Genomic DNA, 24,066 nt, shown 5'->3' on the forward strand with positions numbered 1-24,066 from the left:
CCACCACCGTGTCTCCCCCGCCCACCACCCAGGCACCGACCGTCACGGCCCTGCCTCCCTCACCGCCGGAGCCGGGCACCACCTGCCGGACGGCGTCATGACCACCGCCCCCCAGTCGCCCGTCGCCGTCACACCGCCGCTGCCCAACCGGCGCAATGCCGAACTGGGGTTGCTGGGCTTCGCCGCCGCCATCACCACCGTGGCCCTGCTGATCGTCGAGGCCAACCAGGAACAGGGCCTGAGCTGGGACCTGCTGCAGTACACCGTGGCCTACCTGGCGCTGTTCGCAGGCGCGCACCTGGCGATCCGGCGATTCGCGCCCTACGCCGATCCGTTGCTGCTGCCGGTGGTCGCCCTGCTGAATGGCTTGGGGCTGGTCATGATTCACCGCCTGGACCTGGCCGCGGCACCGCTGAACCCGGACAGCCCGACCGCCAACCAGCAGATGTTGTGGACGCTGGTCGGCGTGATCGCGTTCTCGGCGATCGTGATCGCCGTGCCCGACCACCGGGTGCTGGCCCGCTACGGATACCTCTGCGGCCTCACCGGCCTTGTGCTGCTTGTCATTCCGGCCCTGCTGCCGGCGAGGTTTTCCGAACAGAACGGCGCCAAGATCTGGATCCAGTTCCCCGGCTTCTCCATCCAGCCCGCGGAATTCTCCAAGATCCTGCTGCTGGTCTTTTTCTCCGCCGTGCTGGTGGACAAGCGCGAGCTGTTCATCAGCGCCGGAAAGCACGTTCTGGGAATGGATCTGCCGCGCCCGCGCGACCTGGCCCCGCTGCTGGTGGCCTGGATCGCCTCGGTCGGGGTGATGGTGTTCGAGAAGGACCTGGGCACCTCGCTGCTGCTGTACACCTCGTTTCTGGTGCTGGTCTACGTGGCCACCGGCCGGCTGTCCTGGGTGTTCATCGGTCTCGGCCTGTTCGCGGTGGGAAGCGTTGTGGCATACCACCTTTTCGGGCATGTCCGGGTCCGGGTGCAGAACTGGATCGACCCGTTCGCCGATCCGGACGGCGCCGGCTTCCAGATGGTGCAGTCCCTGTTCAGTTTCGCCACCGGCGGCATCTTCGGCACCGGGCTGGGTAACGGTCAGCCCGGCACCGTGCCCGCCGCCTCAACGGATTTCATCATCGCTGCCGTCGGTGAAGAACTCGGCTTGGTCGGGCTGGCCGGCGTGCTGATGCTCTACACGATCGTCGTGATCCGCGGGTTGCGCACCGCGATCGCCGTGCGCGACAGCTTCGGCAAGCTACTGGCCGCCGGGCTGGCCTCCACGCTGGGCATCCAGCTGTTCATCGTGGTCGGCGGGGTGACCAAGCTGATCCCACTGACCGGACTGACCACGCCGTGGATGTCTTACGGCGGTTCGTCGTTGGTGGCCAACTACATCCTGCTGGCCATCCTGGTGCGCATCTCGCACGCGGCGCGCCGGCCCATCACCTCCACCCGCGGACCCAATCCGAGCCCGATCGCATCGGCCAGCACCGAGGTGATCTCCAAGACATGAACACCGCACTGCGCCGCCTGTCCGTCACCATCATGGTGCTGGTCGTGATGTTGCTCGCCAATGCCACCTTCACCCAGGTGTTCGCCGCCGACGGGTACCGCGCCGATCCCCGCAACCAGCGGGTGCTGCTCGACGAGTACTCGCGCCAGCGCGGGCAGATCTCCGCCGGCGGCCAACTGCTGGCCTACTCGGTCTCCACCAACGGTCGCTTCCGGTTCCTGCGGGTCTACCCCAACCCACTGACCTACGCCCCGGTCACCGGCTTCTACTCGCTGCAGTACTCCAGCACCGGCCTGGAGCGCGCCGAGGACGCCATCCTCAACGGCTCCGACGAGCGGCTGTTCGGACGGCGGCTGGCCGACTTCTTCACCGGCCGCGACCCACGCGGCGGCAACGTCTCGACCACCATCAATCCCCAGGTGCAGCAAGCCGCCTGGGACGCCATGGAGCGTGGCTGCGACGGCGCCTGCAAGGGCGCCGTGGTGGCGTTGGAGCCGTCCAGCGGCAAGATCCTGGCCATGGTGTCCGCCCCGTCGTACGACCCGAACGAGTTGGCCAGCCATGACGGCAGCGAGCAATCCGCGGCCTGGCAGAAGCTGCGCGACAACCCCGACAACCCGCTGGTGAACCGGGCCATCTCGGAGACCTACCCGCCCGGGTCGACGTTCAAGGTGATCACCACCGCGGCCGCGCTGCAGGCCGGCACCACCCCGGACACCCCGCTGACGGCGGCCCCCCGCATCCCGCTGCCCAACAGCACCGCGACCCTGGAGAACTACGGCGGGTCCACCTGCGGCAGCGGTCCCACCGCGACGCTGCGTGAGGCGTTCGCGCGGTCCTGCAACACCGCCTTCGTCCAGCTGGGCATCGACACCGGCGCCGACCGGCTGCGGGCGGCCGCCCGCGCGTTCGGCTTGGATGACGCACCGGTCCAGATCCCGCTGCAGGTGGCCGATTCCACCGTCGGCCCGATCGACGACGCCGCCGCACTGGGCATGTCGAGCATCGGACAGAAGGATGTCGCGATGACACCCTTGCAGAACGCGATGGTGGCGGCCACCATCGCCAACGACGGCGTCACCATGGCGCCCTACCTCGTCGATGGCCTCAAGGGCCCTGACCTCTCGAATATCGCCACCACAGCCCCGCAGGAGCTCAGGCGGGCAGTGTCGCCGCAGGTCGCGGCTACACTTACTGATCTGATGGTGGGCGCCGAGCAGGTGACACAGCAGAAGGGAGCCATCGCCGGCGTGCAGATCGCATCGAAGACGGGCACCGCCGAACACGGGACGGATCCCCGCAACACCCCACCCCATGCCTGGTATATCGCCTTCGCCCCGGCACAGGCCCCCAAAGTGGCCGTCGCCGTACTCGTGGAGAATGGTGGGGACCGATTGTCCGCCACCGGCGGCGCGGTGGCCGCCCCGATCGGGCGAGCGACCATCGCCGCTGCCCTGCGGGAGGCATCATGACGGCCCGGGTGGGTGTGACGCTGTCCGGACGCTACCGGCTGCAGCGTCTGATCGCGACCGGCGGTATGGGCCAGGTGTGGGAAGGCCTGGACACCAGGCTCGGCCGCCAGGTGGCCATCAAGGTGCTCAAGGCCGAGTTCTCCACCGACGCCGAGTTCGTCGACCGGTTCCGCGGCGAGGCCCGCACCGTCGCCATGCTCAACCACCCCGGCATCGCCAGCGTCTACGACTACGGCGAGACCGAGTTGGAGGCCGGTGAGGGCCGCACCGCGTACCTGGTGATGGAGCTCGTCAACGGTGAGCCGCTGAACTCCGTCATCAAGCGCACCGGGCGGCTGTCGCTGCGCCACGCGCTGGACATGCTCGAGCAGACCGGCCGCGCCCTGCAGGTCGCGCACACCGCGGGGCTGGTGCACCGCGACGTGAAACCGGGCAACATCCTGATCACGCCGACCGGTCAGGTGAAACTGACCGACTTCGGTATCGCCAAGGCCGTCGACGCCGCACCGGTCACCCAGACCGGCATGGTGATGGGCACCGCGCAGTACATCGCGCCGGAGCAGGCACTCGGCCGCGACGCCACCGCCGCCAGCGACGTGTACTCCCTCGGTGTCGTTGGCTACGAATCACTTTCGGGCAAGCGGCCGTTCACCGGCGACGGCGCCCTGACGGTCGCCATGAAGCACATCAAGGAGCAGCCCGCCCCGCTGCCTGCCGACCTGCCGCCCAATGTGCGCGAGCTCATCGAGATCACCCTGGCCAAGGAACCCAACCACCGGTACCGCTCGGGCGGCCCGTTCGCCGACGCCGTTGCGGCCGTGCGTGCCGGGCGCCGTCCGCCCCGGCCCAACCACGCGCCCACCATCGGTCGTGCCACACCGGCGGCCATCCCGTCGACCACGCAGGCCCGGGCCGCTGCCGCCGACTACCGGCCGCCGGTCACCGCCGCACGGCCCCGCCCGGCCACCGGCAGCCACCGCACGCCCCCGCCGCGGCGCACCTTCTCGCCCGGTCAGCGGGCCCTGCTGTGGGCCGCCGGCGTACTCGGCGCGCTGGCCATCATCATCGCCGTGCTGATCGTGCTGAACGCTCAGGACAAGAAGGACCGCCCGGTGCAGCAGCAGACCTCGACCAGCACCACCGTCATCGGCGTGCCGCCGGCCTCGCCGCCCAGTGGGTCCCCGTGACCACGCCCCAACACCTCTCGGACCGCTACGAGCTGGGTGAGATCCTCGGCTTCGGTGGGATGTCGGAGGTTCACATCGCGCGTGATATGCGCCTGCACCGCGATGTCGCGGTCAAGGTGCTGCGCGCGGACTTGGCCCGCGATCCCAGCTTCTATCTCCGGTTCCGCCGGGAGGCGCAGAACGCCGCCGCGCTGAATCACCCGGCGATCGTGGCCGTCTACGACACCGGGGAGGCCGAGACGCCCAACGGGCCGCTGCCCTACATCGTCATGGAGTACGTCGACGGCGTCACGCTGCGCGACATCGTGCACACCGAAGGTCCGATGGAGCCCAAGCGCGCCATCGAGATCATCGCCGACGCCTGCCAGGCCCTGAACTTCAGCCACCAGCACGGCATCATCCATCGCGACGTCAAACCCGCGAACATCATGATCAGCAACAGCGGCGCGGTGAAGGTGATGGATTTCGGCATCGCCCGCGCCCTGGCCGACACCGGCAACAGCGTCACCCAAACGGCCGCGGTGATCGGCACGGCACAGTACCTGTCCCCCGAACAGGCCCGCGGTGAGCCGGTGGACGCCCGCTCCGACGTGTACTCGCTGGGCTGCGTTCTGTACGAAATCCTCACCGGCGAGCCACCTTTCGTCGGTGACTCCCCGGTGGCCGTGGCCTATCAGCATGTCCGCGAGGACGCCGACCCACCGTCCAAGCGGCACGCCGGTATCTCCCCGGAACTCGATGCGGTGGTGCTCAAGGCACTGACCAAGAACCCGGAGAACCGGTATCAGAGCGCGGCCGAGATGCGCGCCGACCTGATCCGCGTACACAGCGGCGAGTCGCCCGAGGCCCCCAAGGTGCTCACCGACGCCGAACGCACCCACATCCTGAGCGCCAGCCAGCCGCACGCGCGGGCCCTGCCGACCGAACACATCCCGACCACCGGCAGCTACACGCCGCCCGGCAGCGGCGGGTCGGTGGGCCGCTGGCTCATCGCGGTGGCGGTGCTCGCGGTGCTGACCGTGGTGGTCACCATCGCGATCAACGCCATCGGCGGCAAGCCCCGCGATGTGCAGGTGCCCGACGTGTCCGGGCAGGCCTCGGCCGACGCCATCGCCGCGCTGCAGAACCGTGGATTCAAGACCAACATCGCGCGCAACCCGGACTCGAAGGTGCCGCCGGACCACGTCATCGGTACCGATCCGAACGCCAATGCTTCGGTGAGCGCCGGGGACGAGATCACCATCAACGTTTCCACCGGCCCCGAGCAGCGCGAGGTGCCCGACGTGTCGGGCCTGAGCTACGCCGACGCGGTCCGCAAGCTGACCTCCGCCGGTTTCGGCAAGTTCAAGCAGGCGCCGTCGTCCTCGGCGCCGGAGCTCAAGGACCGGGTGGTCAGCACCGTGCCGCCGGCCAATTCGACGTCGGCGATCACCAACGAGATCACCGTCGTGGTGGGCACCGGGCCGCAGACCAAGGCGGTCCCGGATGTCACCAGCCAGCCCGAGCAGGGCGCGCGGAACAACCTGCAGATCCTCGGCTTCACCGCCGTGCTGACGGCCCCGGTCTCCAGCCCACGCCCGGCGGGGGAGGTGGTGGCCACCGATCCGGTCGCCGGCACCGTGGTGCCGCTGGACGCGCCGATCACGCTGAAGGTGTCACTGGGCAATCAGTTCGTGATGCCGAACCTGGTGGGGCAGTTCTGGGTGGACGCCGAGCCGAACCTGCGGGCGCTGGGCTGGACCGGTGTGCTGATCAAGGGCGCCAACGTGGACAACAGCGGGCTGCGGTCCAACGCGGTGGTGACGCAGAGCCCGTCGCCGGGCAGCGGCGTGGGCTACGGCGACTCGATCACGCTCAGCTTCGCCTCCTAGGAGGCGGTCGTAGCGGCCTGGACGGTATCGGCGACTTCCTGCTCGAGGCGGCGGACCAAAGCCTCGTCGGGGGCCTGACCGCAGAAGCCCAGCCAGTTGGCCAGCATCCGGTGCCCGCCCTCGGTGAGGATGGACTCCGGGTGGAACTGCACGCCGTGGATGGGCAGCTCGGTGTGCCGGACGGCCATGATCACCCCGGAGTCGGTGTGCCCGATGGCCTCCAGGACGTCCGGTTTGGTCTCCGGCAGGATGGTCAGCGAGTGGTACCTGGTGGCGGTGAAAGGATCCGGAAGCCCTTGCAGCACACCGACATCGGAGTGGTGCACCAGGCTGGTCTTGCCGTGCAACAGTTCCGGCGCGCGGTCCACGGTGCCGCCGAAGGCCACGCCGATGGCCTGGTGTCCCAGACACACGCCGAGCAGCGGGGTGCCGGTTTCGGCGGCGGCGTGCACCAGCGGGATGGACGCGCCGGCGCGTTCCGGGGTGCCGGGCCCGGGGGAGAGCAGGATGCCGTCGAACTGCTCGGCAATGGTCCGCGGATCGCCGAGGCGCTCGTCGTCGTTGCGCCAGACGTGCGCGTGCACGCCGAGCTGACCCAGGTACTGGACCAGGTTGAACACGAAGCTGTCGTAGTTGTCGACGACCAGAACCTGCATGTCACCAGGCTACTGCGACCGACAAAGTGGTTAATACCCGAGCGGCCCGGCGGGCTTGGCGTACTTCATCCGGATCGGCGCGGTGTACCCGGCCAGCTCCACCGACGGCTGCGGCACCTCGCTGTAGCCCAGCCCGAACCGCACGACGTACTGCTTGTACAGGGTCACCAGCGGCGCGGCGGCCAGCGCGGCCTGCATGGCGGGCACGTCACCGATCGCGGTGACGACGTACGGCGGGCTGTAGGTGCGCCCACCGAGCAGCAGGGTGTTACCGACACAGCGCGGCACCGAGGTGCCGACGATCCGCTGATCCTGGACCTGGATGCCGTCGGCGCCGGCGCTCCACAGCGCGTTGAGCACGGCGACGATGTCCTGCTGGTGCACCACCAGGTCGTCGGGTGCCGCGTCGCGGGGGAAGCGGCCCTCCGCGTCGCGTTGGGCGTCGTTGAGGGTGATCACCAGCCCGGGCCCGCGTTCGGGGTTCAGCCCGGCCTGTTCGGCCAGCCGATCGGAGCGCGCGGTGATGGCCCGCAGGGCGGCGTCGGCGCCGGGGGAGCCGCCGTGATGGTTGTCGATGGCCGAGACCAGCTGGTCCCGCTGCGCGGTGAGCCGGTCCACCCCGATCTGCGCCTCGCGCACCAGATCCACCAGCCGCGGCGCGTCACTGCGCCGGATCTCGCCGCCGCCCGAGACGCCGTGCGTCGCCGCCAGCAGCAGACCGGCCAGCAGACACACCACCGGCACGCCGAATCGCCAGGCCGAGCGCGGTCTCCCAGAATTCTCGGCGGGGGCGGACGCTGCGTTAGGCTCTGTGTTCAATAACGGCGTCCCATCCGGCCACGTGTTCCATCGTCTCCAAAGGTAACCATGCCCAAGTCCAAAGTTCGCAAGAAGAACGACTTCACCATCAACCCGGTGAGCCGGACCCCGGTCAAGGTGAAGGCCGGGCCGTCGAGCGTGTGGTTCGTGGTGCTGTTCGTGGGTCTGATGCTCATCGGGCTGCTGTGGCTGCTCGTGTTCCAGCTGGGAGCCACCGGCCTGAACGCTCCCACGTGGCTGAATTGGATGGCCGACCTCGGCCCGTGGAACTACGCGATCGCCTTTGCTTTCATGATCACAGGGTTGTTGCTGACCATGCGGTGGCGCTGAGGCGGCACCCCGCCGGAATGAATTCATTTTGGCTTCGAACTGTTACCCGGCTCGCTACCGCGGCGTCACCCAATCACAACGTTGTGATTCATCCCCATTGGGGATAGCGCCTGTGGATAACTTCAAACCGCACGGTAAGACCGGGTATTGACGCCATGCAGCAAACAATGTGGGGGCCTAAGCCCGCGGGCATTCTCGGCATAGGGTTCGCCGGCGTCGTGATGGCCATCGCCGTTGTGACTGTGGTCACAGACGGTCCCGGACGTGTTCTGGGTGGCGTTGCCGCGATGGGTTTGCTGGTGTTTGCAACTTTGTCGTGGGTCGCGCGGCCGAAGCTGGCAATCTCCGGTGAAGGTCTGCTGATACGCGGCTGGTGGCGCACCCGGGTGTTGCGCCGCGACGATATCGCCACCATCCGGATCACCGAATTCCGCAGGCTGGCCCGCAAGGTGCGGCTGCTCGAGGTCGACACCGCCGACGATCGGCTCTACGTGTTCACCCGCTGGGATCTGGGCACCAGCCCGCTGGACGTGCTCGACGCACTCACCCAAGCGGGGTATGCGGGCCGCTGACCCCTGCCCTCAACGCAAATGTGCGGTTCCATACGCGACGCGCGGGGCGAGGCGTACGGAACCGCACAAATGGGGGATTCAGGAAATGGTGACGGACTCGATCACCACCGGCTCGGTGGGCCGGTCGCTGCGATCGGTCGCCGTGGTGGCGATGGCGTCGACGACCTTCTGCGAGGCCTCGTCGACGACCTCGCCGAAGATGGTGTGCCGGCGGTTCAGGTGCGGGGTCTTGCCCACGGTGATGAAGAACTGCGAGCCGTTGGTGCCCGGCCCGGCGTTGGCCATGGCCAGCAGGTAGGGCTTGTCGAACTGCAGTTCCGGGTGGAACTCGTCGGCGAACTGGTAGCCGGGGCCGCCGCGCCCGGTGCCGGTCGGGTCGCCGCCCTGGATCATGAATCCGTCGATGACACGGTGGAACACGGCGCCGTCGTAGAACGGGCCGGAGGTGCTGCCCGAGGCGTTCTCGGTGCTGTAGTCCTTGGTGCCCTGCGCGAGGCCGACAAAGTTGGCGACCGTCTTGGGGGCGTGGTTACCGAACAGGGCGATCTTGATGTCGCCGCGGTTCGTGTGCAGCGTCGCGGTGGCTGTCTGAATGGGGCTCGTCACGGATTGCAGTCTGCCACCCGGGCATCCGGGCCCCTTCCGAGGCCCCTCCCGCAGCGCACCCGTACCGCGTCGGCAGGGTTTGATGGCAGGCTGGGAAGGCGTTTTCCCGCCCGCCTGCGAAAGAGGTGCCCATGAGTTCCAACACGGATGTCCGGCTGACGTCGGGACAACGGCTCGCGCGTGGTCTGAAGTACTCCGTGGTGGGCCCGGCAGACCTCACCCGCGGCGCCCTGGGCGTGGGTTTGAGCTCCGCGCTGTCGTCGGCGTCCTGGCTGGGGAGCCGGCTGCGCAAGGAAGACGTCGTGCCCGAGCCGCGCCGGCGCAAGCCGCTGCTGTGGATCGTGATCGGTGCCGTGGTGCTCGTCGGTGGGGGCGCGGCGTTCGCCATCGTGCGCCGCTCGACCCGCCCCGAGCCGTCCGCGCTGCCGCCCAGCGTCGAGGTCGCGCCCAAGCCGTAGCGCGTCAGCCCAGCGGGCTGCTCGGCAGTCCGGTGACGGGCAACCCCGACGGCAACCCGGCAGTGGGCAACCCGGTGCCGGGCAGCGCGGGGATGTTCAGTCCGGCCGTGTTGGTCGCGCCGGTCAGCGCCTGCAACGGATCGGTCGCCGCGCCGGTGACACTTTGCATCGGGTTGATGGCCGATGCCGCTCCCGTGAGCGCTCCTGGCAAGTGCCCGTTGGCAAGTGAGTTGATCCACGACGGGCACTGGTTCTGGATGACGAGGTTGGTGACCCCTCCGGCCACCGCGCCGCCCAGACCGTTGCCGTTGGCGCTGTAGGAGTTCTTGGCGAAGTTGCTGCCGGCCTGGGCGATCAGTGGGCAGAACATTTCGCCCAGCTCCGCGATCATCGAGCTGATGGTCCCGTTGTTGCCCACCCCGACGTCGTTGAGAACGGTGTTGACCGGGTCGGCCGCGGCCTTGGGCATGGACCACCACATCGCGGCGATCATGATGGCCACCGCCACGAGCACCGGCCGCAGCACCGTGGCGAGCACATCGCCGATGCGTACCACCGCGCGGCCGAGCTTCCGCCGGGACGCCCAGTCCGGCATGGTCTGGTGGTACAGCGCAATCGTCATGTCGTTCCCCTTGTTCCCCGACGGCATCGTCCGCGTCGCGCGGCAATGTCACTTTGGTAACGGTGGGCTACAAAGGTCACGTTTTTAACACGGGATGGTCACCGTTCGAACCCTATGCGTTTCGCTGCACCGCGCTGTGGCGGTTTGGTGAGAGCATGGCCGGTTTACTAAACGCCCACTAAGAGATTGGGCGGTTACCTTAACGAAAATTGGGCGCGCGCAACCGAATCCGCGAAGAGGTGATTCCGGCGCGCGCCGAGAGAAGAAAATGCTTGTGGAGCCTAGGAGATTCGAACTCCTGACATCTGCCTTGCAAAGGCGAATCACCCTGCAGTTCATGTGCTTTCATGACGTTCGAAGTGCGAAAACACACAACTGTGGTTAACAGTAGTTATCTGTAACTGTGGTCAGATTGTGGTCCGCCGCCTGGCCTAGTCGTTCCGCGCCTTTGGTTCTGTGTGGGAACCGAGTCGGTCAAGCACCAACTCATGCGCAAGCTTCAGTGCTTGGACATCGTTGCGCAAAGTCTCGTTTTCGATCTCCAGGTCGTTCACCTTCGCCAGCGCATCCCCCAAAGACCGATCGAGGTCCGCGATGCTCTTCGAATGACCATCTTCTTCCACGGTCATCGCGTTGGGCGTTCTCGGAACCCCATCGGGCAGCACCGGCCCCTCGTCGAGTAGGCGCCTCAGATAAGCGTGCACCGATTCAGCGGTGAGTCGGATCGGATTCGATGTGCCCGGGACCTTCTGCAGATCGCCGTCGTCAACTCGACGATTCACCGTGGACAAGCTCTTCCGAGACAAGGCGACGACGTCACTCACCGTGTAGTCGCTCTGGGCCTGCATCGGACACATCCATTCAATTGACGATCAAATGGCGGTTAAACCGCGCTCTGTCGACTAGTCTTCCAACTGGACCTCAAATGACAACCATGCGATTCTCCTCGGAAGGCGACGCAGATGACTTCCAAACAGTCGGAGCAGAGTCGGACGTGGCGCTCCGAAAAGCGTCAACGGACCGCCCTGGTGGCGCTCCGCATGTTGCCGGCCGAGCGGGACGCCTTGCATGCAGCGGCGAAGCGCCGTGGCGTCAGCATCTCCGAATTGGTGCGCTCCACCGTTCTCGCCGAAATCACCCCATAAGAAGATCTTCTGAGCAGCGCCGCGCTGCACGTCGGGCGGCGCAACGCCCTAACCAGTCTTCGGTGCCGATCAAACCGTGGTAAAACCGCGTGTCGCTCATGGTAAAACCATCGCGGCCGTGCGACTGTAATCGCAAGCGGGAGATACAGACTGCTCTCGCGACCGTATGCCCATTCCAGGGAAGGTCTTTGCGATGGTGTTTCTGCCCAGGTTCCTGAACGACCTCGCTGTGCTGGCAGCGGAATTACCACCAGTAATCCCGACAGTTGCACGCGGGATCGCACGACGACTGTCAATCGCACTCTCCTGTGAGATCGACGAACGGCGTCAACAGGCGTCTGAGTCAAACACCGGCATCGTCCTCAACATCAATTTCTGCTCACCCGACGGAGCATTGGGGCGCGATCTGGCTGAGGACCGCTGCGGTCCTTGGTGGGGGCTCGAAGGCTACGACACCGGATAACAGAGCGTTACCCCCACCGTCGCGCGGCTTCCGGGGAAGCGGTGACTATAGGGCTAAGCGCGTAGCGAGTAGAACAATCCACAGCGTTGGGCGTCAGTACACCGCAATCTGTGAACAGGAGCGGATTGAGCTACCGGCGAGGACACGCCGGTGAGCGTCGGGTGAACGGAATACCCTATTGACCGGGGAGCAAGCCGCACCCCCAGGAACGCCGAGGCCCGGCCGGAGCGGACTCCAGCAGGGCTCGATCATGTCTGGCAGGACGACTCGATCCTATGTGACGCACTTTGGTGCGTCAGCGCTTCGGCCAACGCTGCGCCTGTGAAGCTCCGCGCCGCCAGGTGAGGTCCCGGTACTCCTGGCTTCCGCGACCGGAGCTTTATCAATGCGCAAATACATGTTCTCGGACGAGAGCGGTGACCTGCAATGCAGGGCAGATCCCAACGTATCGAAGTACTTCGCCGTCGGCACGTTGACCATGACCGAGAGTCAGGTCGCGGACATGCGCGCTCGTCTGATCATCCTCCGCGACGAACTCGCATGGCGGTCTCAGGGTCTGGACACCACATTTCACGCCACCTGCGACTCACAACTAATCCGCGACGAGGTGTTCAACGTCATTGCTGATCTTGACTTCCGTTTCGACGTGACGCTGCTCGAGAAGCGCAAGGCGCAGCCGAAGATCCGGCCCGACGAGCCGACGTTCTTCCAGTACGCGTGGTTCTACCACCTCAAATACGCGGCGCCGCGGCGGTTCTCGGCCGGCGATGAGGTGTTGATCGTCGCTGCCGAGCTCGGCACGAAGAAGATGCGGGCTGCTTTCAGGGGTGCCATCGAGGACGTCATGAAGCAGTGCCTCGATTACCGGGTGAAACGCACCCTTGCGTTCTGGCGAGACGAGTCGGAATTGGGGCTGCAGGCGGTCGACTACCTGATCTGGGCGGTCACCAGGTTTTACGAGCGAAACGACCGTCGGTCGTATGACCTGATCAAGGACCGCATTCACTCTGAATATGACCTCTTCAAGATCGGCAGGCAGTACTACTACTGAACCTGCACCTCAGAGAGGGTAACGAACCCCCGACCAACTAGGCTCAGCCAAGCCCAGGGGCTCTTTCGTCGGTCGGGGTCGCTACTTCAGGAGAGTAGCGCGCTACACCGACAACCCGCGACACCGACATGCAATCGGCTCGGAGGCCGTCGGCTCTGGCGAGGTCGTAGTTCAGCGTGCAAAACAGGGACTCCGAAATCGATTCGGTTCTGCACAGACAGGCGGACGCTATGCGCTTCGGGGTCCGCCTCCGCCGCTCAGGGGTGCCTCCCCCAGGGGTCTCAGGTGGCCATCTGCGAGCCGCTTTTGGGTGTCGTGGTGGATTCTTTGGGTGTCGCATTTCATCCGCCGTACTTCGCGAGTTGGCCCTGTGACTGCTGGGCTTTGCGGATGTCGAACTCCTGCAGCATGCGGTCTGGGTTCATGCCGTTGAACGTTGCCGACCAGGAAGCTCGACACGACGTTCGCCGTTTGGTCGAGGACCTTGCCGCCTTCCTGGATAGCGCCGGCCACGATCTGACCAGTGCGCTTCGGTGAGGCCGCCGAGCTGAGATGGCGAGACGTTCTTCTCGACAAGAAGTCCATCTCGATATCGCGCTCGGTGACGCTGGTCGACGGCCAGTTCGTGGTAGGCACACCGAAGGGCGGGAGGGGCCGCACCGTTGCGCTGCCGGAGTTTGTGGCTGATCTGCTCGTCGCCGACGATCCGGACGCTCTGGTGTTCCCTGACAGCCGTGGCGGGTATATGCGGGGGACGAACGTCAGGCGCCGGTGGTGGTCGGAAGCCGTCGCGTCGGCCAAGTTGTTCCCCCGCGTCGAGCGGAACGCGGCCGGGGAGCCAGTCACGGTGTACGAGTTCAAGCTGCACGAGCTGCGACACACTGCGGCGTCGCTGGCGATCCAGGCCGGGGCGAGCATTAAGGCGCTGCAGAACATGCTCGGACACGAGTCTGCGGCCCTCACCCTGGACCGGTACGGGCACCTGTATCCATCCGATGTGGAGGCCGTCGGAGTCGCCATAAATGACATGCTCACGCGGGGGATTACTCGCAAATGTGGGCAAGATGTGGGCACAGACGAGAAAAGCGGCCCCGGCGAATAACACCGGAACCGCTTCTGAACTGCGTGTTCTACTTGTGGAGCCTAGGAGATTCGAACTCCTGACATCTGCCTTGCAAAGGCAGCGCTCTACCAACTGAGCTAAGGCCCCTTAGGGGTTCGCGGGGTTCTCGGCGGTGTGCCACACTTCGGCACCGTGTCGCGATCGCCACACGACGGCTGCGGCCACAACTGCCGCGAGCACTACCACCAGCCTCATGGTGTAACCCTTCCGTGGGCCTAGGAGGACTCGAACCTCCGACCTCTTCGTTATCAGCGAAGCGCTCTAACCGCCTGAGCTATAGGCCCGTGTGACCACTCGATTTCTCTGACCGGCCGAGCGACGAGATTACCGTAATGGGTCCCGTCTTCCCAAACCGCGGGGTTCTAGTCGCGCCGGCGGGCCGGCAGTCAGTCACGCCGGCGGGCCGGCAATCAATCTCTGTCGGCCAGTGTCACCTCGACCCCACCCACCAGATCGGTGGTGAGGTTGTAGATGAACGCACCGGCGGTCGCCATCGCGGTCAGCAGCACGATGTTCACCAGGCCGATCAACGCGGCGCCACCGAAAATCGTTCCGCTGGAGACCAATTCGCCGCCGGTACCGCTGTTGCTGGTCAGCAGATCGCCCACGTTGCTGTTCAGCTTGCTCCACACGCCCATCCCGCCGAGCACCAGGTAGAGGAACGCCACCGCGATCATCCACACGAAGAACAGCGCGGCCGAGAGCACCAGCGACACCTTCAGCGTGCTCCACGGATCGATGCGCCGGATCTGCATACTGGCCCGCACCGGCCCCTGCTTACGGTTGGCCACCTGCACCCGGCCGGGCGGGGGAGCGGGCCGGGATTCGGCCGCCGCGGGCCGCGCCGGTCGCGGCGGCGGCCCGGACAGATCCGGCAGCTCACTGGCGTAGTTCTCCGGCCGTGCGGCCTCCGGCCGCTCGGTGCGGGTGGGCAACACCTCGGTTTCGCGCGGCTGGTTCTGCGGGGGATTGGCAGGCGTCTCCCGGGCCGGTGCGTTACCCCCGGAGATGAACCGGTTGAGCCGAGCGTCCACCCCCTGGGGGTGCGCCGGCCGGTTCCCGCCCTCGGCGGGGCGAGGAGCGTTGGCGCCCTCCGCCGGCCTGCCGGCCGCGGTCCCATCCGCCGGCCTGCCGGCGGAAGCCCGAGCCGCCGGCCCGCGCTGCCACGGCGGCACTTCACCCTCGGGTACCGCACCCGGCGTCCCGGCCGCGCCGTTGGCGCTACCGGGGCCCTCGCTTGCCCGCGAGTGGCCGGGTTCCTTCGGTGACGTCACCTGAGGTGCTCCTTAGCTCAGGCCCCGGAGGGCTGGGTGCTGGCGGTACTGCCGCAGTGGCATCCGGCAGTCACGCTACGCGTCCGTCGACTCATCGCCTGCGGCCTGATCGCCTTCGGCCTCGTCGGCTTCGGCGTCGTCGGTCTCCTCCGCGTTGCGAGCGATGGCAATCAGTGTGTCGCCCTCACCGAGGTTCATCAAGCGCACGCCCTTGGTCTGCCGGCCGGCCTTGCGTACCTGGCGCGCCGCCGTGCGGATCACACCGCCGCCGGAGGTGATGGCGTACAACTCGGTGTCGTCGTCGACGATCAGCGCGCCCACCAGGCTGCCGCGGCGCCGGTCGTACTGGATGGTCAAGATGCCCTTACCGCCGCGGCCCTGCACCGTGTACTCCTCGATATCGGTGCGCTTGGCGTACCCGCCGGCGGTCGCGACCAGCAGGTAGGTGCCCTCCCGGACCACGTTGAGCGACAGCAGCCGGTCGTCCTCGTTGAACCGCATACCCTGCACACCGGAGGTGGCCCGGCCCATCGGCCGCAGCGCCTCGTCGGTGGCCGAGAAGCGGATGGACTGCCCGTTGGCCGAGACCAGCAGCAGGTCGTCCTCGGCCGAACACAGCACGGCACCGACCAACTCGTCGCCTTCGCGCAGGTTGATCGCGACGATGCCGCCGGAGCGGTTCGAGTCGAAATCGATCAGCTTGGACTTCTTCACCAGACCGTTGCGGGTGGCCAGCACCAGGTAGGGCGCATCCTCGTAGCTCTTGATCTGGATGACCTGGGCGATGCGTTCCTCCGGCTGGAAGGCCAGCAGGTTGGCCACGTGCTGGCCGCGCGCCGTGCGCGACGCCTCCGGCAGGTCGTAGGCCTTGGCCCGATACACCCGGCCCTGGGTGGTGAAGAACAGGATCCAGTCGTGCGTCGAACACACGAAGAAGTGGTTGACGATGTCGTCCTGCTTGAGACCCGCGCCCTGCACACCCTTCCCACCGCGCTTCTGGCTGCGGTACAGGTCGGTCTTGGTGCGCTTGGCGTAGCCGGTCTCGGTGATGGTGACGACGACGTCCTCACGCTGGATGAGGTCCTCGTCGGTGACGTCACCGTCCGCGGCGATGATCCGGGTACGACGTTCGTCACCGTGCTTCTCGACGATCTCCTTGAGCTCGTCGCGCACGATGGCGCGCTGGCGCTCCGGCTTGGCCAGGATGTCCTCGAGGTCGGCGATCTCGGCCTCGATCTTGGCCAGGTCGTCGACGATGCGCTGCCGTTCCAGGGCGGCCAGGCGACGCAGCTGCATGTCGAGGATGGCCTGGGCCTGGATCTCGTCGACGTCGAGCAGTTCCATCAACCCGCTGCGGGCGACGTCGGCATTGGCCGACGCCCGGATCAACGCGATGACCTCGTCGAGGGCATCCAGCGCCTTGACCAGACCGCGCAGGATGTGGGCCCGTTCGTTGGCCTTGCGCAGCCGGTACCGGGTGCGCCGGATGATCACATCGAGTTGGTGCGCAACGTAATACCGGATCATCTGGTCCAGCCGCAGGGTGCGCGGCACGCCGTCGACGATGGACAGCATGTTGGCACCGAAGCTGGTCTGCAGCTGGGTGTGCTTGTAGAGGTTGTTCAGCACGACCTTGGCGACGGCGTCACGCTTGAGCTCCACCACGATGCGCAGACCCACGCGATCGCTGGACTGGTCCTCGATGTTGGAGATCCCGGTCAGTTTGGCATCGCGGACCTGCTCGGCGATCGAGGTGATGAAGTTGTCGTGGTTGACCTGATACGGCAGCTCGGTGATGACGATCGAGGTGCGCCCGCGGGAGTCCTCCTCGATCTCGACGACACCGCGCATCCGGATGGATCCACGTCCCGTGGTGTAGGTGTCGTTGATGCCCTGGGTACCGACGATCAGGCCACTGGTGGGGAAGTCGGGCCCCTTGACCCGCTCACAGACCGCGGCCAGGGTGGCTTCCTCGTCGGCCTCGTGGTTCTCCAGGCACCAGTACACGGCCTCGGCGAGCTCGTTGAGGTTGTGCGGCGGGATGTTGGTGGCCATGCCGACGGCGATACCGCCGGAACCGTTGGCCAGCAGGTTGGGGAACCGGCTGGGCAGAACCGTCGGTTCCTGCACGCGGCCGTCGTAGTTGGGGATGAAATCGACTGTCTCCTCGTCGATTTCACGCAGCATCTCCATGGCCAAGGGGGTCAGCCTGGCTTCGGTGTATCGCATGGCGGCGGCCGGGTCGTTGCCCGGTGAGCCGAAGTTGCCTTGACCGTCGACCAGCGGGTAACGCAACGACCACGGCTGGGCCATCCGGACCAGGGTGTCGTAGATCGACGCGTCACCGTGCGGGTGGTAGTTACCCATCGTCTCGGCCACCGAGCGCGCCGACTTGGCGTGGCTGCGGTCCGGGCGGAAACCGGAGTCGTACATGGCGTACAGCACCCGCCGGTGCACCGGCTTGAGGCCGTCGCGCACCTCGGGCAGCGCGCGGCCGACGATCACGCTCATCGCGTAATCGATGTAGCTGCGCTGCATCTCGTGCTGGATGTCGACCGGTTCGATACGATCGGACGTGCCGTCGCCGGGGGGCAACGTGGTGTCAGTCATGAAATTTCCTCAGTGGGTCAGACGACTAAACGTCAAGGAAGCGAACGTCTTTGGCATTCCGGGTGATGAAGCTGCGGCGCGCCTCGACGTCCTCGCCCATCAGGATGGAGAACAGTTCGTCGGCCGCGGCGGCGTCATCGAGGGTGACCTGACGCAGCACCCGCACCGATGGATCCATGGTGGTCTCCCACAGCTCCTTGGCGTCCATTTCACCCAGACCCTTATAGCGCTGGATACCGTCGTCGGTGTTGATCCGCTTGCCGGCCTTCTTGCCGGCTTCGAGCAGACCGTCGCGCTCGCGGTCCGAGTAAGCGAATTCCGGTTCGCTGCGTTGCCATTTCAGTTTGTACAGCGGCGGCTGCGCCAGGAAGATGTGCCCGTTCTCCACCAGCGGCTTCATGAAGCGGAACAGCAGCGTGAGCAGCAGGGTGGAGATGTGCTGGCCGTCGACGTCGGCGTCGGCCATCAGCACGATCTTGTGGTAGCGCAGCTTGGTGATGTCGAACTCGTCGTGGATGCCGGTACCCAGCGCGGTGATGATCGCCTGGACTTCGGTGTTCTTCAGCACGCGGTCGATACGCGCCTTCTCGACGTTGATGATCTTGCCGCGCAGCGGCAGGATGGCCTGGAACATCGAGTCCCGCCCGCTCTTGGCCGAACCACCGGCCGAGTCACCCTCCACCACATACAGTTCGGACTTGCTCGGGTCGGTGGACCGGCAGTCGGCCAGCTTGCCGGGCAGCCCACCGATGTCGGTGGCGCTCTTGCGGCGCACCAATTCCCGCGCCTTGCGGGCCGCCATCCGCGCCTGGGCAGACGAGATCGCCTTATTAACAACGGTTTTGGCTTCGGCGGGGTTGGCGTCGAACCAGTGCTGGAGTTCCTCGTTGCAGATCTTCTGCACGAAGGACTTGACCTCGGTGTTGCCCAGCTTGGTCTTGGTCTGGCCCTCGAATTGCGGCTGCTGGACCTTGACCGAGATGACCGCGGCGAGGCCCTCCCGGATGTCGTCCCCGGTGAGGTTCGGGTCCTTGTCCTTGAGGAGCTTCTTGTCCTTGGCGTACTTGTTCACCACGGTGGTCAGCGCGGCGCGGAAACCCTCTTCGTGGGTACCGCCCTCATGCGTGTTGATGGTGTTGGCGAAGGTATGCACGGATTCCGAGTAGCCGGCGTTCCACTGCATGGCGACCTCGACCTCGTGGCCGGTGCCCTTACCGTCGAAGTCGATGACGCTGGGCTGGATCGCCGTCTTGGTCCGGTTGATGTGCTTGACGAAATCGACCAGACCGCCGGGGTAGTGGAAGGTCCGGTGCTTGACCTTGTGCGGTGCCGCTGCTTCGGCGGCCTTCTCCACCGCGGACTTCGGCGCCTCGGCGGTATCGCCGACGACCTCGTCGACCACTTCTTCGGGGGTGACCCGCTCATCGGTGAGTTCGATGGTCAGGCCCTTGTTCAGGAACGCCATCTCCTGCAGTCGCCGGGCGATGGTCTCGAAGTCGTAGGTGGTGGTTTCGAAGATGTCCGGGTCGGCCCAGAACCGGATGGTGGTCCCGGTCTTCGTGGTTTTCTCGCCCTGGCGCAGGGTGCCGGGCACCGACCGATCGTAGGTCTGGAACCACTCGGAGCCGTCGGTGCGGACATCGGCTTCCAGACGGGTGGACAGCGCATTGACCACCGAGACACCGACGCCGTGCAGACCACCGGACACCTGGTAAGCGCCCTCTTCGAACTTGCCGCCGGCGTGCAGAACGGTCATGACCACGTCGATGGTGGGAATTCCGGTGGCGTGCATGGCCACCGGGATACCGCGGCCGTCGTCGGTGACCTGCACGCCGCCGTCCTCGAGCAGGCGGACGTCCACCTTGGTGGCGAACCCCGCCATCGCCTCGTCTACGGCGTTGTCCACAACCTCCCAGACCAGGTGGTGCAGACCACGTTCGCCGGTGGAGCCGATGTACATGCCAGGACGTTTGCGGACCGCTTCGAGGCCTTCCAGCACTTTGATCGAATCGGCACCGTACTCATTCTGGGCAGCCACGTTGGACGCGTCTCCTTGGGGTTCGCGGGGGGCGGTAGCGACTACCGCCCACAGATCTCGCCTCAGTCTACCGTCACATGTCGGCGGGACTGACTCTGTGGCGGCGTTTCCACGTACCTAAACGCGGCGCCTGTGGAATTTCTCGATCCGGGGTGCGTCCTGACGCCTGAGAAAGTCCTTCGCGGGGTTCTGGCGGCTTACAGCGACTCACTCCGCCGGCTATCCGTAGGTGTCCCTCGGGCCCCGGCCGGAGACGTGATAGCGCCCCTTCTTCCACGACGGTGCCTGCGGTCCGAGGATCTTCACCGAGGTCACCACACCGTCACCGACGGCGGCGGCGATCTTGGCCAGGATCTGGGCCTGCATCATCCGCAGCTGAGTGGCCCACGCGGTCGATTCGGCGGCGACGGTCAGCACACCGTCGCGCAGCCCCGTCGGCACCGCGTGGTCGGCGATATCGGCGCCGACCACCACCTTCCACTGACCCAGCACCGAGCCCTCGGCCACCTGTTTGGACCAACCGCGTGATCGCGCCAAGTCCCGGGTGGCCGACCCGAACGCCTGCGGATCACGCACATCGGGTCCGGGTCCGGACCAGCTGCGGCGCTTGCCGGCCTGGCCGGTCCGCCGGGCCGGCGACGTCCGGCCGCGGCCCACGTCCTTACCCTGGCTGCGCGCCGCGCCGCGAGCCTCCTCGAGCACCCGGCGCACCATGTCGCGCGGATCCTCGGGTGACGCATCTTCTGCCGGGTCGCTCACGCCAGCACCTCCGATATCCGTCCCGTGTCATCGTCGCGCATCCCCACCAGTATCCGCCGCGCATCCCAATTCCCGGGCAAGTCGTCGGGTACCGCCGCGGTCACCAACACCTGTTCGGCCGACGCCGCGACCTTGGCCAACGCGTGGCGCCGCGCACTGTCCAGCTCGGCGAACACGTCGTCGAGCAGCAGCACCGGATCGGTACCGTCGATCCGCAGCAATTCGTAGGCGGCCAACCGCAGGCCCAATGCCATCGACCACGATTCGCCGTGGCTGGCGAAACCTTTGGCCGGTTGATCACCGAGGCGCAGCTCGAGGTCGTCACGGTGCGGCCCCACCAGGCAGACGCCGCGCTCCAATTCGGCGGACCGGCGCCGGCCCAGCTCCTCGAGCAGCGCGGCTTCGTATACGGCCGTATCGACGGTGCCCGCCGCCGCCGCGGCCTCCACCGCCTCGGTGCCGCTGCGGTACCGGACGGATGCCGGTCGCGACGCGGGTGCCAACAACTGGTAGGCCTTCTCCACCTCCGGGCCCAACTCGTTGACCAGCTCCACACGGGCCGAAAGGAGTTGTGCCCCATGGGAAGCCAAATGCCCATCCCAAACCTCGAGGGTGTCCAACACGCCGGACTCCCCGCGGTAGCGGGCCGGTCCGGCCGTCTTCAACAGGGCGGTCCGCTGCCGGACCACCTTGTCGTAGTCGGCGCGCACGCCGCCGATCCGGGGACGTCGAGTGGTGGCCACCTCGTCCAGGTAGCGGCGCCGCTCGCCCGGGTCGCCGCGTACCAGCGCCAGGTCCTCGGGGGCGAACAACACCGCGCGCAGCACGCCGAGCACCTCCCGCGGGCTGCGCACCGGCGAGCGGTTCAGCCGGGCCTTGTTGGCCCGGCCGGTCGTGATCTCCAGGTCGACCGCGAGTTCACGCCCATCGTTGGCGACGATCGCCGAGAGCACCGCCCGGTCCGCGCCGGCCCTGATCAGCGGGGCGTCGGTAGCCACCCGGTGTGACCCGAGGGTGGCCAGATACCACAGCGCCTCAACGAGATTCGTCTTACCGTAGCCATTCGGTGCGACGAACACCGTCTGGCCGGGACCCAGCTCGAGATCGGCCCGCGGCCACGAACGGAAATCCGTCAGCACCAAATGACGTACGTACAAATCGTCTTCCCGGCGTCAGCCCGACTCGTGAACCCGTTGCACCGCATGCCCGCCGAACTGGTTGCGTAGCGCCGAAACGGCCTTCATGGTCGGTGAATCTTCTTGGCGGGAAAGGAATCTGGCGAACAACGAGGCGGCGATACCGGGCACCGGTACCCGCAGCCGGATGGCTTCCTCGACGGTCCAGCGCCCTTCTCCCGAATCGTCGGTGTAACCGGTGATATTGGCCAGGCCGGGATCTTCCTTGAGCGCCTTGGCAAGCAGCTCCTGCAGCCACGATCGCACCACGGTGCCGTTGGACCACGCTTGGTACACCGCCGCCGGGTCCTTCACCAACGGCTCGGCCGCCAGCAGTTCGTACCCTTCGGCATAGGCGGTCATCAACGCGTATTCCACGCCGTTGTGCACCATCTTGGTGAAATGACCGGCGCCCACGGGGCCGGCGTGCACGAATCCGTCGGCGACCTCGCCCGGCGGCCGCAGCGTGTCGAAGATGGGCATCGCCCGCGCGACATCCTCGTCACTGCCGCCGACCATCAGGCCGTACCCTTCGGTCAACCCCCAGATACCACCGGACACACCCGCATCGATGAAGGCTATTCCCTTGTCGCCCAACAGCTTTGCGTGTGGGGCATCCTCGGTGTAGCGCGAGTTTCCGCCGTCGATCACCAGGTCGCCGGGCTCGAGGTGTTCGGCGAGTTCCACGATGGTCTGGTGGGTGATGTCACCGGAGGGCACCATGACCCAGACGATCCGGGGCGCGGTGAGGGCATCGGCCAGCCCAGCCAGGCTGGGCACGTCGGTGACCTCCGGGCGGGGGTCGTACCCGATCACCTCGTGGCCGCCGCTTCGCAGCCGCTCCCGCATGTTGAAACCCATTTTTCCCAGGCCGACCAACCCGAGCTGCATATGCGTCCCCTTTACGCGAGGTAGGACCGGTCAGCCAGGAAGACGAACCGGCATCAACAGATAGACATAGTCGGTATCGGCGGCCGGGAACGGTCCGGACGATCCGACAGTCTCATCATTGTCGCCCGCCGGCCGCAACACCGCGGGACGGCTCGGTGTCGTGAAGCCGAACGTCACACGCTCGGAGTGCAACGAACTCAGCCCATCGGTGAGATACCCGGGGTTGAAGGCAATGGTCAACGGCTCACCGGCGAACTGCACCGGGAGATCTTCCTCGGCACGACCGACATCGTCGGCCCCGGCCGACAGCCGCACCACATCGGTGTCGAACTCCATGCGCACCTGTGCACCACGGTCGGCGACCAGCGCCACACGCTTGATGGCCTCGGTCAGTTCGGCGACCCCGACGGTGGCGATCGCGGTGTGCTCGCTCGGCAGCAGCTGGCGGAACTTCGGGAATTCGGCATCCAGCAGCCGGGTGGTGGTGCGCTTGCCGTTGGAACGAATTCCCAGCAGGCCCTCCTTGCCGACCGCTGCGCCGGCGCCCAGCGCCAGGTGCACTTCGGTGCCCGCGGTACCCGCCTTCGCCGCGTCGGCCAGCGTCTTGGCCGGCACCAGCACCGCGGCCTCGACTCCGGCCACCGACGTCGACCAGGTCAGTTCGCGAACCGCGAGCCGGAACCGGTCCGTCGCGGCCAAAACCACCTTCTCGCCCGAAATCTCGACGCGAATACCGGTCAGCATGGGCAGCGTGTCGTCCCGCCCGGCGGCCACCGCGACCTGGCCGATGGCCTGACCGAACAGATCGGCCGACACCACACCGGTCTCGTCCGGCAGCGCCGGCAGCGACGGGTAGTCTTCCACGGCCATGGTCGGCAGCGAGAAGCGGGCACTTCCGCAGCTCAGTGACACCCGGGTGCCCTCGACGCTGACATCCACCGGCTTGGCCGGCAACGACCGAGTGATCTCCGAGAGCAACCGCCCGGACACCAAAACGCTTCCAGGAGAAGCGATCTCAGCGGGAACCCGAATCTCGGCGGAAGTCTCGTAGTCGTATCCGGAGATCGTCAGGCCGTCATCGGAGCCGGTCAGCAGCACGCCGGCCAGTACCGGGACGGTGGGGCGGCTCGGCAGGTTACGGGCGACCCAGGCAACGGCGTCGGCAAAGTCTTCGCGTACCAGGCGGAATTTCAAATCGGTGAGACCAACAGTCGTCGTCACCACGTCCATAACGTCCCTTCGATCTACCGCATCAACAAGCACAAGAGCGCACAGGCCCAGTGTCGTTCCGAGCCTAGTCGCGAAGTGGTCGGCGACCGTGCCGGTTATCGAATCACCACCGTAGAGCGTTCGACGCGAAGTTGAAAGCCATCCGCTCGCTAAGACCACAGGCCTCGAGCCGGGCCTGTCGTGCTGTGTCCCCAACAGCCTTCTTCT

At 66.6% G+C, this 24,066-nt stretch carries 23 protein-coding genes and 3 tRNA genes; 11 read left to right on the top strand and 15 right to left on the bottom strand.

The window, feature by feature from the left end:
* The first annotated feature begins 97 nt into the window (after positions 1 to 97).
* The 4 genes from AWB94_RS11840 to pknB are packed head-to-tail and all read left to right on the top strand — an operon-like array spanning position 98 to position 6,037.
* The gene (locus AWB94_RS11840; RefSeq protein ID WP_062657620.1) at positions 98 to 1,507 is read left to right on the top strand and encodes a peptidoglycan glycosyltransferase RodA; all 1,410 of its coding nucleotides are present in this window, start codon (positions 98 to 100) and stop codon (positions 1,505 to 1,507) included.
* A complete protein-coding gene (gene pbpA / locus AWB94_RS11845; RefSeq protein ID WP_062657559.1) occupies positions 1,504 to 2,979 on the top strand; it encodes a D,D-transpeptidase PbpA in 1,476 nt (491 codons plus the stop codon). Before AWB94_RS11840 ends, pbpA begins: the two co-directional genes overlap by 4 nt.
* A complete protein-coding gene (locus AWB94_RS11850) occupies positions 2,976 to 4,166 on the top strand; it encodes a protein kinase domain-containing protein (protein ID WP_084395238.1) in 1,191 nt (396 codons plus the stop codon). Before pbpA ends, AWB94_RS11850 begins: the two co-directional genes overlap by 4 nt.
* Complete coding sequence (pknB, locus tag AWB94_RS11855; protein WP_062657560.1) at positions 4,163 to 6,037, top strand: Stk1 family PASTA domain-containing Ser/Thr kinase; 1,875 nt, start codon at positions 4,163 to 4,165, stop codon at positions 6,035 to 6,037. Before AWB94_RS11850 ends, pknB begins: the two co-directional genes overlap by 4 nt.
* On the opposite strand, the gene AWB94_RS11860 is transcribed toward pknB, so the two are convergent.
* Together AWB94_RS11860 and AWB94_RS11865 are read right to left on the bottom strand one after the other, a co-directional pair.
* Positions 6,034 to 6,693, bottom strand: coding sequence for an aminodeoxychorismate/anthranilate synthase component II (locus AWB94_RS11860; protein ID WP_062657561.1), 660 nt, complete (start codon positions 6,691 to 6,693; stop codon positions 6,034 to 6,036). The two genes, pknB and AWB94_RS11860, sit on opposite strands and share 4 nt — an antisense overlap.
* Positions 6,694 to 6,723: 30 nt before the next feature.
* Positions 6,724 to 7,512 (bottom strand): DUF881 domain-containing protein, encoded by a 789-nt coding sequence (locus AWB94_RS11865; RefSeq protein ID WP_084395239.1) that lies wholly within the window; start codon positions 7,510 to 7,512, stop codon positions 6,724 to 6,726.
* A gap of 48 nt (positions 7,513 to 7,560) precedes the next feature.
* Between AWB94_RS11865 and crgA the strand changes: the two genes are divergently transcribed.
* Both crgA and AWB94_RS11875 read left to right on the top strand, forming a co-directional pair.
* Complete coding sequence (crgA, locus tag AWB94_RS11870) at positions 7,561 to 7,842, top strand: cell division protein CrgA (RefSeq protein WP_024452501.1); 282 nt, start codon at positions 7,561 to 7,563, stop codon at positions 7,840 to 7,842.
* Between the two features lie 155 nt (positions 7,843 to 7,997).
* The gene (locus AWB94_RS11875) at positions 7,998 to 8,414 is read left to right on the top strand and encodes a PH domain-containing protein (RefSeq protein WP_062657563.1); all 417 of its coding nucleotides are present in this window, start codon (positions 7,998 to 8,000) and stop codon (positions 8,412 to 8,414) included.
* A 78-nt stretch (positions 8,415 to 8,492) separates the two neighbouring features.
* Here the strand turns inward: AWB94_RS11875 and AWB94_RS11880 are convergent, their stop codons facing one another.
* The gene (locus AWB94_RS11880) at positions 8,493 to 9,020 is read right to left on the bottom strand and encodes a peptidylprolyl isomerase (protein ID WP_024452499.1); all 528 of its coding nucleotides are present in this window, start codon (positions 9,018 to 9,020) and stop codon (positions 8,493 to 8,495) included.
* Positions 9,021 to 9,151: 131 nt separating this feature from the next.
* Between AWB94_RS11880 and cwsA the strand changes: the two genes are divergently transcribed.
* Positions 9,152 to 9,478 carry a cell wall synthesis protein CwsA gene (gene cwsA, locus AWB94_RS11885; protein ID WP_062657564.1) on the top strand — a complete coding sequence of 109 codons (327 nt, stop codon included), beginning with the start codon at positions 9,152 to 9,154 and terminating at the stop codon, positions 9,476 to 9,478.
* Positions 9,479 to 9,482: 4 nt separating this feature from the next.
* On the opposite strand, the gene AWB94_RS11890 is transcribed toward cwsA, so the two are convergent.
* The 3 genes from AWB94_RS11890 to AWB94_RS11895 all read right to left on the bottom strand — a co-directional run bounded on the left by AWB94_RS11890 (position 9,483) and on the right by AWB94_RS11895 (position 10,948).
* Positions 9,483 to 10,100 (bottom strand): hypothetical protein, encoded by a 618-nt coding sequence (locus AWB94_RS11890; RefSeq protein WP_131805319.1) that lies wholly within the window; start codon positions 10,098 to 10,100, stop codon positions 9,483 to 9,485.
* Positions 10,101 to 10,375: 275 nt separating this feature from the next.
* Positions 10,376 to 10,441, bottom strand: a tRNA-Ala gene (locus AWB94_RS35100).
* A gap of 90 nt (positions 10,442 to 10,531) precedes the next feature.
* A complete protein-coding gene (locus AWB94_RS11895; protein WP_062657566.1) occupies positions 10,532 to 10,948 on the bottom strand; it encodes a hypothetical protein in 417 nt (138 codons plus the stop codon).
* Positions 10,949 to 11,062: 114 nt separating this feature from the next.
* Between AWB94_RS11895 and AWB94_RS11900 the strand changes: the two genes are divergently transcribed.
* From AWB94_RS11900 to AWB94_RS11910, 4 genes are all read left to right on the top strand, one after another.
* The gene (locus tag AWB94_RS11900) at positions 11,063 to 11,245 is read left to right on the top strand and encodes a plasmid mobilization protein (protein WP_062657567.1); all 183 of its coding nucleotides are present in this window, start codon (positions 11,063 to 11,065) and stop codon (positions 11,243 to 11,245) included.
* A 193-nt stretch (positions 11,246 to 11,438) separates the two neighbouring features.
* Positions 11,439 to 11,708 carry a hypothetical protein gene (locus AWB94_RS34605; RefSeq protein ID WP_131805320.1) on the top strand — a complete coding sequence of 90 codons (270 nt, stop codon included), beginning with the start codon at positions 11,439 to 11,441 and terminating at the stop codon, positions 11,706 to 11,708.
* Between the two features lie 385 nt (positions 11,709 to 12,093).
* A complete protein-coding gene (locus tag AWB94_RS11905) occupies positions 12,094 to 12,759 on the top strand; it encodes a DUF3800 domain-containing protein (RefSeq protein WP_062657568.1) in 666 nt (221 codons plus the stop codon).
* 523 nt (positions 12,760 to 13,282) lie between these two features.
* Positions 13,283 to 13,861 carry a site-specific integrase gene (locus AWB94_RS11910; RefSeq protein ID WP_062657569.1) on the top strand — a complete coding sequence of 193 codons (579 nt, stop codon included), beginning with the start codon at positions 13,283 to 13,285 and terminating at the stop codon, positions 13,859 to 13,861.
* A 35-nt stretch (positions 13,862 to 13,896) separates the two neighbouring features.
* Here the strand turns inward: AWB94_RS11910 and AWB94_RS11915 are convergent.
* The 9 genes from AWB94_RS11915 to dnaN all read right to left on the bottom strand — a co-directional run bounded on the left by AWB94_RS11915 (position 13,897) and on the right by dnaN (position 23,853).
* Positions 13,897 to 13,969 (bottom strand) — tRNA-Ala (locus tag AWB94_RS11915).
* A 123-nt stretch (positions 13,970 to 14,092) separates the two neighbouring features.
* Positions 14,093 to 14,166 (bottom strand) — tRNA-Ile (locus AWB94_RS11920).
* 126 nt (positions 14,167 to 14,292) lie between these two features.
* Positions 14,293 to 15,156, bottom strand: coding sequence for a DUF3566 domain-containing protein (locus AWB94_RS11925; protein ID WP_062657570.1), 864 nt, complete (start codon positions 15,154 to 15,156; stop codon positions 14,293 to 14,295).
* Positions 15,157 to 15,231: 75 nt separating this feature from the next.
* Entirely contained in the window at positions 15,232 to 17,766 is a 2,535-nt protein-coding gene (gene gyrA, locus AWB94_RS11930; RefSeq protein ID WP_062657571.1) for a DNA gyrase subunit A, read from the bottom strand.
* 25 nt (positions 17,767 to 17,791) lie between these two features.
* Positions 17,792 to 19,804 carry a DNA topoisomerase (ATP-hydrolyzing) subunit B gene (gene gyrB, locus AWB94_RS11935; RefSeq protein WP_062657572.1) on the bottom strand — a complete coding sequence of 671 codons (2,013 nt, stop codon included), beginning with the start codon at positions 19,802 to 19,804 and terminating at the stop codon, positions 17,792 to 17,794.
* A 219-nt stretch (positions 19,805 to 20,023) separates the two neighbouring features.
* Positions 20,024 to 20,563, bottom strand: a complete 540-nt coding sequence (locus tag AWB94_RS11940; RefSeq protein ID WP_264021224.1) for a DUF721 family protein — start codon at positions 20,561 to 20,563, stop codon at positions 20,024 to 20,026.
* Positions 20,560 to 21,720, bottom strand: coding sequence for a DNA replication/repair protein RecF (recF, locus tag AWB94_RS11945; protein WP_062657574.1), 1,161 nt, complete (start codon positions 21,718 to 21,720; stop codon positions 20,560 to 20,562). The genes AWB94_RS11940 and recF overlap by 4 nt, the downstream gene beginning before the upstream one ends.
* Before the next feature lie 15 nt (positions 21,721 to 21,735).
* Positions 21,736 to 22,629, bottom strand: coding sequence for a phosphogluconate dehydrogenase (NAD(+)-dependent, decarboxylating) (gnd, locus tag AWB94_RS11950; protein WP_062657575.1), 894 nt, complete (start codon positions 22,627 to 22,629; stop codon positions 21,736 to 21,738).
* 30 nt (positions 22,630 to 22,659) lie between these two features.
* Positions 22,660 to 23,853 carry a DNA polymerase III subunit beta gene (gene dnaN, locus AWB94_RS11955; RefSeq protein ID WP_201029564.1) on the bottom strand — a complete coding sequence of 398 codons (1,194 nt, stop codon included), beginning with the start codon at positions 23,851 to 23,853 and terminating at the stop codon, positions 22,660 to 22,662.
* Positions 23,854 to 24,066 lie beyond the last annotated feature (213 nt).

The organism is Mycolicibacterium canariasense (genome assembly GCF_002101555.1).
Classification (GTDB): domain Bacteria; phylum Actinomycetota; class Actinomycetes; order Mycobacteriales; family Mycobacteriaceae; genus Mycobacterium; species Mycobacterium canariasense.

Bases quoted from the DNA above. Each gene is read 5' to 3' on its own strand.
- AWB94_RS11895 (WP_062657566.1), bottom strand. From the start codon at position 10,948: ATGCAGGCCCAGAGCGACTACACGGTGAGTGACGTCGTCGCCTTGTCT.
- AWB94_RS11900 (WP_062657567.1), top strand. From the start codon at position 11,063: ATGACTTCCAAACAGTCGGAGCAGAGTCGGACGTGGCGCTCCGAAAAG.
- AWB94_RS11905 (WP_062657568.1), top strand. From the start codon at position 12,094: ATGCGCAAATACATGTTCTCGGACGAGAGCGGTGACCTGCAATGCAGG.
- crgA (WP_024452501.1), top strand. From the start codon at position 7,561: ATGCCCAAGTCCAAAGTTCGCAAGAAGAACGACTTCACCATCAACCCG.
- pbpA (WP_062657559.1), top strand. From the start codon at position 1,504: ATGAACACCGCACTGCGCCGCCTGTCCGTCACCATCATGGTGCTGGTC.
- AWB94_RS11850 (WP_084395238.1), top strand. From the start codon at position 2,976: ATGACGGCCCGGGTGGGTGTGACGCTGTCCGGACGCTACCGGCTGCAG.
- AWB94_RS11860 (WP_062657561.1), bottom strand. From the start codon at position 6,693: ATGCAGGTTCTGGTCGTCGACAACTACGACAGCTTCGTGTTCAACCTG.
- cwsA (WP_062657564.1), top strand. From the start codon at position 9,152: ATGAGTTCCAACACGGATGTCCGGCTGACGTCGGGACAACGGCTCGCG.
- AWB94_RS34605 (WP_131805320.1), top strand. From the start codon at position 11,439: ATGGTGTTTCTGCCCAGGTTCCTGAACGACCTCGCTGTGCTGGCAGCG.
- gnd (WP_062657575.1), bottom strand. From the start codon at position 22,629: ATGCAGCTCGGGTTGGTCGGCCTGGGAAAAATGGGTTTCAACATGCGG.
- AWB94_RS11840 (WP_062657620.1), top strand. From the start codon at position 98: ATGACCACCGCCCCCCAGTCGCCCGTCGCCGTCACACCGCCGCTGCCC.
- gyrA (WP_062657571.1), bottom strand. From the start codon at position 17,766: ATGACTGACACCACGTTGCCCCCCGGCGACGGCACGTCCGATCGTATC.
- AWB94_RS11875 (WP_062657563.1), top strand. From the start codon at position 7,998: ATGCAGCAAACAATGTGGGGGCCTAAGCCCGCGGGCATTCTCGGCATA.
- AWB94_RS11890 (WP_131805319.1), bottom strand. From the start codon at position 10,100: ATGACGATTGCGCTGTACCACCAGACCATGCCGGACTGGGCGTCCCGG.